This window comes from Paracoccus sp. S4493 (assembly GCF_000967735.1).
Classification (GTDB): Bacteria; Pseudomonadota; Alphaproteobacteria; order Rhodobacterales; family Rhodobacteraceae; genus Paracoccus; species Paracoccus marcusii.
The window spans coordinates 1-11150 of sequence record NZ_JXYF01000190.1 but is presented as its reverse complement, the minus strand read 5'-3'; the positions used below and the strand labels follow the sequence as shown (position 1 = coordinate 11150).

Here is an 11150-nt window from a genome sequence, read left to right as displayed (position 1 = left end):
GCCGCGACCTGCGACGAGCCTAGGCCGAGCGAGACCGCGACCCCGAACAGCGTGCCCAGGATGGAGACGATGTCGATCGTCTTGCCCACGGGGCCATAGATCCCCTCGCGCAGCAGCGGGTAGAAGACGGAACTGACCCTGACGGGCAGGTCATAGCGGTTGATGAAATAGGCGAAGGCCAGCCCGGGCAGGGCAAAGATCGTCCAGGTGTGCAGCGCAAGGTGATAGAGCGATATCGCGATGGCATCCTGGGCCGCGACCAGGGTGAAGGGTTCGACCCCCGGCAAGGGCGGCGACTGATAATGGCTGATCGGCTCTGCCACGCCCCAGAACATCAGCACCGTGCCGATGCCGCCCGCGAACAGCATCGTGAACCACGAGAGGTTGGAGTATTCGGGCCGAGAGTTGCGCGGCCCAAGACGGATATGCCCGTGGCGCGACATCGCCGCATAGATCAGAAAGCCCAGCCAGACGTTCACCGCAAGGATGAAGAACCAGCCCAGGTTGGTCACGATCCAGGCCCGGCTGACGGAAAACGCGGCCCCGATGGGACCGGGCATCGCCACCAGCAGGACGACGAAGATCAGGCTGAGGCCTGCCGATATGAAGAAGATCGTGGGATCGACCCGCAGGCCCAGATGCTGTGCCAGTCTTTTCATGCTTTGCCCTCTTGGTCTTGAAATACTGGGGTCAAGCGTTACGCGGGCGCATCGTTCCTGGGAAATCTGCGCAGGCGCATGGTGCGCGGTGCGGAATTCCTTGGGGATTTCCCGGATCGAGTGAGATTTGCTCCATCGCCTGTGCGGCAACGTGGGGCGGCGATCCTTGAAGGAGTCCGTTGCCTCAGGGTGGAGTGCGACATGTGGTAACACCTTGCGCATGACGGGGCTGACAGGGTTGCCTTGCGGTCACTCGGTGCGGGACGGAGGTGTTGTCGTCGTGACGCAGATCTGGTGCGTCTGACGCGGACAGGGCGCCCGATCTAGTGTATGACCACCATTTTCGTCTTGGCGTCATCCCGCAACGCGGACGGCATGAGCCTGACCAAGTTCGAAAGCACGCAGTCCAACGGATGGCGCCCGTCACCCTCACGTTCACACAAGGATCGCACGGGCGGTTCCCGGCACACGGCATCGCCGGCATGTCGCACCGCAACAAGGACATGTATAGGACAGGGCGTGCAGGATCGCGACGATCCACTTGCACATCGGGCGCTGCTGAAAAAACCGGCGACATGTGCCAACCCCTTAAAATTATCTTTACAGACTGAAATCACCACGGCATCGTCGGTTTATAAACCAGTTTACTAAACCGCTTTATAAGCTTTAGGGGACTCGCTTGGCCAATCTTCAGGATGTTGCGACAGCGGCTGGCGTCTCCAAGGCGACGGTGTCGCGCTATCTGAACGGCTCTCTGGAACTGCCCGAACGGACCGCGTCCCTGATCGATGCGGCGATCCGCACGCTGAACTATACGCCCAATCCCCATGCGCGGCGCCTGAGCCTCGGGCGGTCTGACACGATCGCCCTGATCGTTCCCGACATCTCCAGCCCGTTCTTTGCCGCGCTGGTCGGCGCCGTCGAGGCCGAGGCAAGCGACATGGGCTTGGCACTGGCGCTTTATGCGACGCTGAACTCTCCGGAACGCGAACTCTCTTATCTTGACCTGGTGCGGACCGGCCATGCCGACGGGCTGATCTTCGTCACCAACCATGCCGGCACCGACAGGCTGGCCCAGAAGATCAACCACCTTCCTCGCTGCGTGGTCGTGGACGAGGATGTCGTGGGCACGACCGCCCCCAAGATCTTCTGCGACAACCGTCGCGGCGGCTGGCTGGCCGGGCGTCATCTGGCGCAACAGGGCCATCGTCACGTGCTGTTCGTCGGCGGCGTCGACGAGATGGTCAGCGGCGCCCGCCGCTTCGAGGGCTTTTCTGCCGGGATCGCGGAGGTGTCGGGGCCGGATCATGCGATCGACCGGATCAGCGGGCTTTACACCGTCTCTGCCGGACGCGCGGCTGGCCAGGCCTTCGTTGCGCAGGATCCGGCGTCCCGTCCGACGGCCATCTTTGCCACGTCCGACGAACTGCTGATCGGCCTGTACGAGGTTCTGGCAGAGGCCGGCATTCCCATTCCGCGTGAGGTCTCGGTCGTCGGGTTCGACGACGTGGGGCCGCTGCATCTTTTCGCACCCGCCGTGACCGCGGTGCGTCAGCCTGTCCGCGACCTGGGCCAGCACGCGCTGAAGCTGCTGCTGGCGACGGACAATGCCGATCCGGCCAATCACCCGTCAGAGGTGCTGCTGGATGTCACGCTGATCGAGCGGAACTCTGTTGCGCCGCCGGTCCGCCCCTTCCACCGCAACCCCAACAGCGAGGAATGACCATGACGACCCTGACCCGCCGCACCCTGGGTGCGATGATGACGACCGGCCTGATCGCTGCGGCCCTGCCCGCGCTGGCGCAGGACGGCAAGACCTTTGCGCTGGTCCAGATCAACCAGCAGGCGCTGTTCTTCAACGACATGAACCGCGGCGCGCAGGAGGCCGCCGATGCCGCGGGTGCCGAACTGCTGATCTTCAACGCGAACAACGATCCCGCGGCGCAGAACAGCGCGATCGAGACGTATATCCAAGAGGGCGTGGACGGCATCGCCGTCGTGGCCATCGACGTGAACGGCATCATGCCCGCGGTCCAGCAGGCCGTCGATGCGGGCATCCCGGTCGTGGCCATCGACGCCATCCTGCCCGAAGGGCCGCAATCGGCCCAGATCGGCGTGGACAACGCCCAGGCCGGCGCCGACCTGGCGGCCGTGGTCAACGACGCGCTGCCCGAAGGGTCCACACTGGGCATCGTGGGCGCGCTGAACTCGTTCATCCAGAACGTGCGCATGGACGGGTTCACGGGTGCCCTGGACAGCGCCAAGGTCAGCATCGCGGGCACGGTGGACGGCCAGAACGTGCAGGACACCGCCCTGGGGGCGGCCGAGAACCTGATGACTGCCAACCCCGACCTGACCGCCATCTATGCTACGGGAGAGCCCGCACTGCTTGGCGCGGTGGCGGCCGTGGAAAGCCAGGGTCGGCAGGCCGACATCGCCGTCTATGGCTGGGACCTGACCGCACAGGCGATTGCCGGGATCGATGCGGGCTATGTCAAGGCGGTGATCCAGCAGGACCCGGCAGGCATGGGCGCGGCGGCCGTGACCGCGCTTGGCACGCTGGCGGATGGCGGCACGGTCGAGCCGGTGATCTCGGTCCCCGTTACCATCGTCACGCAGGAGAACGTCGAACCCTATCGGGCCGCGTTCCAGTGATCGCAGCGGTCCATCAGTTCAGGCAGGGGGACCATCCCCCTGCAGGTCACCCCGCGATCCTGTCCCTGCAGGGCATCACCAAGACATTCGGGTCGCACCAGGCGCTGCGCGGGGTGGACCTGGACATCCGCGCCGGCGAATGCCTGGGGCTGATCGGCGACAATGCCGCCGGCAAGTCCACGCTGTCCAAGGTGATGTCGGGCACCTATGTCCCGGATGGCGGGCAGATCCTGCTGGACGGCAGGCCCGTGCGCTTTTCCACGCCGTCCGAGGCGCGTGCGCAGAAGATCGAGATGGTCTATCAGGACCTGTCGCTGTGCGATCACGTCGATGTCGTCGGAAACCTGTTCCTGGGCCGCGAGCTGAAGCGTGGCCCGTTCCTGGACCAGCCGCGCATGCTGGCCGAGGCCGAACGCATGCTGGCGGCGCTGGAGATCCGCATCCCCCGCCTGACCGCCAAGGTGGAGAAGCTGTCGGGCGGTCAGCGCCAGGCCATCGCCATCGCACGCGCCGCCAGCTTCGATCCCAAGGTGCTGATCATGGACGAGCCGACCTCGGCCCTGGCCGTGGCCGAGGTCGAGGCCGTGCTGGCCCTGATCAACCGGGTCAAGGCGCGCGGCGTCGCGGTGGTTCTAGTCACGCACCGGATGCAGGACCTGTTCCGCGTCTGCGACCGCATCGCCGTCATGTACGAGGGCACCAAGGTCGCCGAACGCCTGACCCCCGACACGAACCTTCAGGAACTGGTCGACCTGATCGTCGGCAAGGGAGGCCATTGATGGCTGTCTATACCGAACGCAAGGCCGGGTCGCCCCTGGCCGATTTCGTGGGCGAACATGCGCAGGTCCTGTCCATCGCGATGTTCTTTCTGCTGTGCATGGCCATCTTCGGGATGGCCAGTTCGACCTTTCTCAGCGCGGGCAACCTGCTGAACATCCTTCGTCAGGCGGCACCGATCCTGATCGTGGCAGTCGCCATGACCATGGTCATCACCACCGCCGGGATCGACCTGTCGGTCGGATCGCAGGTGGCACTGGTCAACGCGGTCTGCGCCATCGCCATCGGCGCGGGCCTGCCCTGGCCGGTCGTCGTGCTGCTGATGCTGGCCTTGGGCGCGGGGGTCGGCGCGGTGCAGGGGTGGTTCATCTCGTACCAGGGCATCCCGGCCTTCATCGTGACACTGGCGGGCCTGTCGATCCTGCGCGGCTTTGCGCTGTACCTGACCGAGGGCTATTCGATCCCCATCACCGACGTGCCGGGTTTCTTCTGGCTGGGGCGCGGCACGTTGGCGGGCTTTCCGGTGCCTGCGCTGGTCGCCCTGCTGATCGCGGGCCTGGGCTTCGTCGTGATGCTGCGCACGCAATATGGGCGGCAGGTTATCGCGGTGGGGTCCAACATGGAGGCTGCGCGTCGGGTGGGCATGCCCGCGAAACGCGTGCTGGCCTCGGTCTATGTGGTGGCGGGGCTGGCCTCGGCGGTGGCGGGGATGCTGATCGCGGCGCGGCTCGGCTCCGGGTCGTCGAACGCGGCGCAGGGGTTCGAGCTGCAGGTGATCGCGGCGGTGGTGCTTGGCGGGACGTCGCTGATGGGCGGCAAGGTCTCGATGCTGGGCACCGTCCTGGGCACCATGACCATCGCGGTGATCGGCAACGGGCTGATCCTGCTGCACATCTCTCCGTTCTTCACGCAGATCGTGACGGGCGCGATCATCCTGGTCGCCATCTGGCTGAACACCAAGCTGTTCGACCGAGGCTTCCGCTTCGGGAGGGCGCGCGGATGAGCGACCTGTCCCCCTGCCACGTCCGGTCGGGCCAAGTGATGACCGTCACCGGCCCGATCCCCTCGGCCGATCTGGGCCACACGCTGATGCATGAGCATCTGCAGAACGACTGTCGCTGCTGGTGGAACGCGCCCACGGACCCGGCGCGGCAATATCTGGCCGACAGCCCTGTCGGCATCGAGATCCTGTCCGAACTGCGCCAGGACCCCTTCGTGAACCGCCACAACATCGCGCTGGACGATCCCGATCTGGCGATCGCGGAACTGCGCGCCTTCATCGCCGCGGGCGGGCGCAGCGTGGTGGACCCGACCTGTCGCGGCATCGGGCGCGACCCCGCGACCCTGCGCCGGATCGCGGCGGAGACCGGGCTGAATATCGTGATGGGCGCGGGCTATTACCTGGCCAGCTCCATGCCGGACACCGTGGCGCGCCTGTCCATCGACGACATCGCCGACGAGATTGTGGCCGAGGCACTGACCGGCACCGACGGCACGGATGCCCGCATCGGCCTGATCGGAGAGATCGGCGTGTCGTCCGATTTCACGGCCGAGGAGGAGAAGTCGCTCCGTGGCGCGGCGCGGGCGCAGGCGCGCACCGGGCTGCCGCTGATGGTGCATCTGCCGGGCTGGTTCCGGCTTGGACACCGGGTGCTGGACGTGGTGGAATCCGAGGGCGGGGACCTGCGCCACACGGTGCTGTGCCATATGAACCCCTCGCATGACGATCCGGTCTATCAGGCGACGCTTGCGCAGCGCGGTGCCTTTGTCGAATTCGACATGATCGGCATGGATTTCTTCTATGCCGATCAGGGGGTGCAGTGCCCGTCCGACGACCAGGTGGCACGCGCCATCCTGGGCCTGGCCGAACAGGGGTTCCTGGACCGCATCCTGCTGTCGCAGGACGTGTTCATCAAGATGATGCTGACCCGTTACGGCGGCAACGGCTACGCCTTCGTGACCCGCCATTTCCTGCCGCGCCTGATGCGACACGGCCTGTCGGCCTCCGACTGCGACCGGCTGATGGTGACCAACCCGCGCCGCGTCTTCGACGCCACCTTCTGACATTCGCGAAAGGAACGACCCATGACAACCCGCGTGCTTCTGGTGGGCGAAAGCTGGACCACCTCGGAAACGCATTACAAGGGCTTTGACCAGTTCGGCTCGGTCCGGTTCCATACCGGGGCGACGCCCCTGCTGGAGGCGATGAAGGACAGCGATTTCCAGATCGACTACATGACCGCCCATGACGCTGCCGAAGGATTCCCCTTCGCGATGGAGGGGCTGGCGCCCTATGACATCATCATCCTGTCGGACATCGGCGCGAACACCTTCCTGCTGCCGCCCGATGTCTGGCTGCGGTCCAAGACCGTGCCGAACCGGTTGCGGCTGCTGAAGGAGTGGGTGGCGCAGGGGGGCAACCTGCTGATGATCGGGGGGTATTTCTCGTTCCAGGGCATCGACGGTCGGGCGCGCTGGCGGGGCACCGCGGTCGAGGACACGCTGCCCGTCACCTGCCACCCCTGGGACGACCGCGTCGAGATCCCCGAGGGTGCGCAGGCCGACATCCTGCTGCCCGACCATCCGGTGATGGCGGAGATGCCCGCCGCCTGGCCGCCGATCCTGGGCGTGAACGAGGTGATGGTCCGCGACGGCGCGACCGTCGTGGCGCGCCTTCCAGAGGATCAGGGCGGCCATCCGCTGCTGGTCCTGGGCCAGCACGGGCAGGGGCGCACGGCGGCCTGGACGTCTGATGTGGGGCCGCACTGGCTGTCGCCCGAATTCTGCGATTGGCCGGGCTATGGCACGTTGTGGAAGAACCTGTTCGGTTGGCTGGTCGCGCGGTGACCCGATCAGTCGCCCGCCAGGATCGCGCACATCGCGCCTGTGTCTGGAAAGGCGCTGACGGTGCCCGCGCGTCCCACCGTCCAGGCCGCCGCGATGGCCGCATGGCGCAGCGCGCGCGCGTCCAGGGGTGCGCCCCGCAGCGCGGCCGAGGCCAGCGCCACCGCCATGAAGCAGTCGCCCGCCCCGGTGGTGTCCACGACCACGCAGGGGGAAGCCGGCGCGTCGATCCGTGCGCCGGGACGGACAAGGGCCGCACCGCGCGCCCCAAGCGTCAAGACGACCTCGGCAACGCCCTGCGCCAGCAGCGCCGCGTCACCCCCCAGCATCGCGGCCTCGTCCTCGTTGACGAAGGCGCAATCGACCAGCGGCCACAGTTCGGCCACGTAATCCTGCATGGGCGAGGGGTTCAGCGCGGTGCGCATCCCGCGCGCCCGGGCCGCGCGCAATGCCGCGCCGGTCGTCGCCGCACCCAGATTGCCCTGCAGGACCAGCAGATCGCCCTGCGCGGACTTTTCCAATGCGGCGATGGCGTGGTCCGGGGTCATGGCACCTGCCGCGGCACGCGTGGTGATCACGGCATTTTCACCATGACCGGCCATCAGGATGATCGAATTGTCGGTCGCCACGCCGGGCAGGGCGATCAGCTGCGCCATCACCGGCTCGGCCGCCAGGCGCGCCGCGATCTCGCGCCCGCGGGCGTCCTGGCCCACCGCGGCGATCAGGTGACATGCCAGCCCGGTCCGGGCCATCGCAACCGCCTGATTGACCCCCTTGCCGCCCAGATCCTGCGACAGCGCCTGCCCGAAGATCGAGGCACCCGGTCTGGGAAAGTCGTCGACCGACACGGTCTCGTCCAGCGCCGCGTTCCCGATCACGAATGCCTTCATCACCACTCTCCGCTTTCTTGAAAGGTCAACCCATGACACTGATTTCCGACCGACCCGCAGGGGCCATCCGCGACATCTTCGGACGAGACAAGGCCTTGATCGGAATGATTCATTGCCCTGCCTTTCCCGGTGCGCCGCGGTATCGCGGTGCGTCGATGGACGACATCTACGACACCTGCATGCGCGATGCGGAACGTCTGGTGCAAGGGGGAATGCACGGGTTGATCGTCGAAAATCACGGCGACATTCCCTTTTCCAAGCCCGACGACATCGGCCCCGAGACCCCGGCCTTCCTGTCCGTCGTGACCGACCGCATCAAGCGCGCCTTCGGCCTGCCCATCGGCATCAACGTGCTGGCGAACGCCCCGCTTCCGGCGCTGGCAACCGCCGTGGCAGGGGGCGCCGATTTCATCCGCGTGAACCAATGGGCCAACGCCTATGTCGCGAACGAGGGTTTCATGGAGGGGCGCGCGGCAGAGGCGCTGCGCTACAGGTCGCTGCTGCGCGCCGAACATGTCCGCATCTTCACCGACGCGCATGTAAAGCACGGCAGCCACGCCATCGTGGCGGACCGGTCCATCCCCGAACTGACGCGCGACCTGGGCTTTTTCGACAGCGACTGCATCATCGCCACCGGCCAGCGCACCGGCGACAGCGCCAGCATGGACGAGATCGACGAGATCGGCGGCGCGACGCATCTGCCGCTGCTGGTCGGCTCGGGCGTGACCGAGGACAATATCGTGGCCATCCTGGGCCGGACCAATGGCGTGATCGTGGCGTCGTCGCTGAAGGAGGGCGGTGTCTGGTGGAATCCCGTCGAGCCGGAACGTGTCCGCCGCTTCGTCGCCGCCGCCGAGGCCGGGCTGTGACCCTGTCCGAGCGGATGCTGACCGAGGAGGCCGCGGCGTTCGACGCGATGGTCACCCATCCCTTCGTCCGCGATCTGGCGGCCGACACCCTGCCGGACGCGGCCTTCGACCGTTATCTGCTGATCGAGGGGGCGTTCGTCGAAACCGCCATCGCGATCTTCGGTTATGCGGTCGCCAAGGCCAGCGACCTGCAGGACCGACGCAAGCTGATTGCGTCGCTGGATGCACTGGCCCATGGGCAGATGGACTATTTCCGCGACGCCTATGCGCGCCGCGGCCTTGCTCCGGATCCGGCCCTGCAGGCCGACCCGCGTGTGGCGGGGTTCCGCGACGGCATGCTGGCCATCGCCCGCGATGGCGACTTCGCCGACATCATCACCGCGATGTTCGCCGCCGAGTGGATGTACTGGACATGGTGCACTGCGCATCGAGACGCCGCGCTGACCGACCCCATGCGTCAGGACTGGATCGCCCTTCATGCGGCACCGGAGTTTCGCGCCCAGGCACAATGGCTGAAGGAGAAGGTGGATGCCTTTGGGCGTGATCTTCCGGAAGCCCGCTCCGCCGAACTGGTGGCCCTGTTCGGCAAGGTCCAGCGGCTTGAGGTCGCGTTTCACACTGCGACGTACGATATTGAGGATCAGTGAGTAGGGCGAATGACATCAGGCTTTCACGGTGCGAAACGGCTCGACAATGGCAGGCTGGTGTACCGCGAGGCTGTCGGCATTGCCGGTGCCGAATATGTGGGATCAGACGGCGCGGGCGATCCTCGGTAGGATTGCCGCGCGAAAATTGAGAACCGTCATGGCCTATGTAATTGAGAGGTAACTGTCGTTTCCATGCGTCACGCATCCCAACCAATTTTCGTTCGGCACCTTGATGCCGATCAGTTCAGAATGTGACATAAGTCAGATTATCAGAGGTGATGGTGTAGAACCGAAGTAGAATTGTCGCGAACTGGCAAAGTTGATTTGTCGCCTCTGCCCTGAAGGCTGACGCTGCGCTGAGCAGCATGGCACGAGGGTTTTCGACATGGGACTTATCCTGATGAGCGAACACGAGCTTCAACGGATCGAGGTGCTGTCGCAGGTTTTGGATGGCAGCCTGCGCACGGCAACGGCGGCGCAAGTGCTAGGTCTAAGCCAGCGCCAGGTGCAGCGGTTGATCCGTGAGGTTCAGGCTGATGGCGCAATGGCCGTGCGCCACAAGCTGCGCGGCCGACCGTCCAACAACCGGACCAGCGATCTGAAGCGCGACTATGTTCTATCGCTGATCCGGCAGGATTACCCGGATTTTGGGCCGACGCTGGTGGCTGAGAAGCTGAGCGAGCGGCATTGCATCCGGGTCTCCTCTGAGACGCTGCGCAAGTGGATGATCGCGGACGGGATTTGGCAAAGCCGGGTGCAGCGCCGACGGGTGCATCAGCCCCGTTTGCGGCGGGAAGCTTTGGGTGAGCTGATCCAAATCGACGGTTCCGAGCATCGCTGGTTTGAGGATCGCGGCCCCGCCTGCACGCTGCTGGTATTTATCGACGATGCCACTGGCGCACTCATGCATCTACGCTTCGTTCGCTCGGAGTCGACCGAAAGCTACTTCGCTGCCCTGACAGATTATCTGCACGAGCATGGTCTGCCGGTGGCCTTCTACTCTGACAAGCACAGCGTTTTCCGCGTCAACAAGGCAGAGGCCCGCAGCGGGCACGGCATGACGCAATTCGGCCGCGCTTTGAGCGAGCTGAACGTCGAGATCCTCTGCGCGAACAGCAGCCAGGCCAAGGGCCGGGTGGAGCGCGCCAACCGGACGCTGCAGGACCGGCTGGTCAAGGAGCTGCGGCTTGCCGGGATCAGCGACATGACGGCGGGCAACGCCTTCCTGCCTGGCTTCATCGCGCTGCACAACCTGCGCTTTGCCCATTCCCCTGCCCGGCTAGAGAACCTGCACCGGCCAATCAATCTGCCGGGGTCACGCCTGGCTGACATCCTCTGCATTCGCGACCAGCGACAGGTGGGCGCGAGCCTCGTGGTGCATTACGAGCGCCGGAAGTTCATCCTCGAGGACTGCGATCATGCGCGCAGCGCGATCGGGCGCTATGTCGAAACCTATGCCTATGCTGACCGACCTTTCGAGATCCGCTGGAAAGGGATCCAGCTGGCCTACCGGATCTTCGACCCGGCCCAGCAGCGCGTGACCCATACCGCGATCACCGAGAACAAGCGTCTCGGCGAGATGCTGGCTTTCATAAAGACACAGCAGGACGCCGATCCTCCGCAGGTCGGACCGGTCGGCAAGCAGCGCACGCGTTACACCCCAACCGGCAAGCGTGGCGGCGGCAGGAAAAGTGGGCTTGAACGACGTGCTGAACGGCGTGAGGCTGAAATGCAGGCGGCCACACCGCCATCAGCAGAGTGACGGCATGAGGGCCCAGAGCCGCCGGCCCCGCCCCTACGGCCCTTAAT

At 65.6% G+C, this 11150-nt stretch carries 11 protein-coding genes; 9 read left to right on the top strand and 2 right to left on the bottom strand.

What is annotated here, in order from left to right; all coding sequences use genetic code 11:
• Positions 1–659 (bottom strand): BCCT family transporter (locus TW83_RS16215; protein ID WP_045983818.1); only part of this gene is annotated, 659 nt, incomplete at its 3' end.
• Between the two features lie 679 nt (positions 660–1338).
• Between TW83_RS16215 and TW83_RS16210 the strand changes: the two genes are divergently transcribed.
• From TW83_RS16210 to TW83_RS16185, 6 genes are read left to right on the top strand one after another with little or no spacing between them, the layout of a single operon-like run.
• Entirely contained in the window at positions 1339–2382 is a 1044-nt protein-coding gene (locus TW83_RS16210; RefSeq protein WP_045983817.1) for a LacI family DNA-binding transcriptional regulator, read from the top strand.
• 2 nt (positions 2383–2384) lie between these two features.
• Positions 2385–3314: a substrate-binding domain-containing protein gene (locus TW83_RS16205; RefSeq protein ID WP_045983816.1), complete on the top strand. Its 930-nt coding sequence runs from the start codon at positions 2385–2387 to the stop codon at positions 3312–3314.
• A complete protein-coding gene (locus TW83_RS16200) occupies positions 3311–4093 on the top strand; it encodes an ATP-binding cassette domain-containing protein (protein WP_239441407.1) in 783 nt (260 codons plus the stop codon). The genes TW83_RS16205 and TW83_RS16200 overlap by 4 nt, the downstream gene beginning before the upstream one ends.
• Positions 4093–5094 carry an ABC transporter permease gene (locus tag TW83_RS16195; protein WP_045983815.1) on the top strand — a complete coding sequence of 334 codons (1002 nt, stop codon included), beginning with the start codon at positions 4093–4095 and terminating at the stop codon, positions 5092–5094. The genes TW83_RS16200 and TW83_RS16195 overlap by 1 nt, the downstream gene beginning before the upstream one ends.
• Positions 5091–6155 (top strand): phosphotriesterase, encoded by a 1065-nt coding sequence (locus tag TW83_RS16190; RefSeq protein WP_045983814.1) that lies wholly within the window; start codon positions 5091–5093, stop codon positions 6153–6155. The genes TW83_RS16195 and TW83_RS16190 overlap by 4 nt, the downstream gene beginning before the upstream one ends.
• Before the next feature lie 21 nt (positions 6156–6176).
• Positions 6177–6938, top strand: a complete 762-nt coding sequence (locus TW83_RS16185) for a glutamine amidotransferase (protein ID WP_045983813.1) — start codon at positions 6177–6179, stop codon at positions 6936–6938.
• 5 nt (positions 6939–6943) lie between these two features.
• Here the strand turns inward: TW83_RS16185 and TW83_RS16180 are convergent, their stop codons facing one another.
• Positions 6944–7825, bottom strand: coding sequence for a PfkB family carbohydrate kinase (locus TW83_RS16180; RefSeq protein WP_045983812.1), 882 nt, complete (start codon positions 7823–7825; stop codon positions 6944–6946).
• 32 nt (positions 7826–7857) lie between these two features.
• On the opposite strand from TW83_RS16180, the gene TW83_RS16175 reads away from it, so the two are divergent.
• From TW83_RS16175 to TW83_RS16165, 3 genes are all read left to right on the top strand, one after another.
• Complete coding sequence (locus TW83_RS16175) at positions 7858–8694, top strand: BtpA/SgcQ family protein (RefSeq protein WP_045983811.1); 837 nt, start codon at positions 7858–7860, stop codon at positions 8692–8694.
• Positions 8691–9341, top strand: coding sequence for a TenA family protein (locus TW83_RS16170; RefSeq protein ID WP_239441406.1), 651 nt, complete (start codon positions 8691–8693; stop codon positions 9339–9341). The genes TW83_RS16175 and TW83_RS16170 overlap by 4 nt, the downstream gene beginning before the upstream one ends.
• A 385-nt stretch (positions 9342–9726) precedes the next feature.
• The gene (locus TW83_RS16165; protein WP_045983810.1) at positions 9727–11103 is read left to right on the top strand and encodes an ISNCY family transposase; all 1377 of its coding nucleotides are present in this window, start codon (positions 9727–9729) and stop codon (positions 11101–11103) included.
• Positions 11104–11150 lie beyond the last annotated feature (47 nt).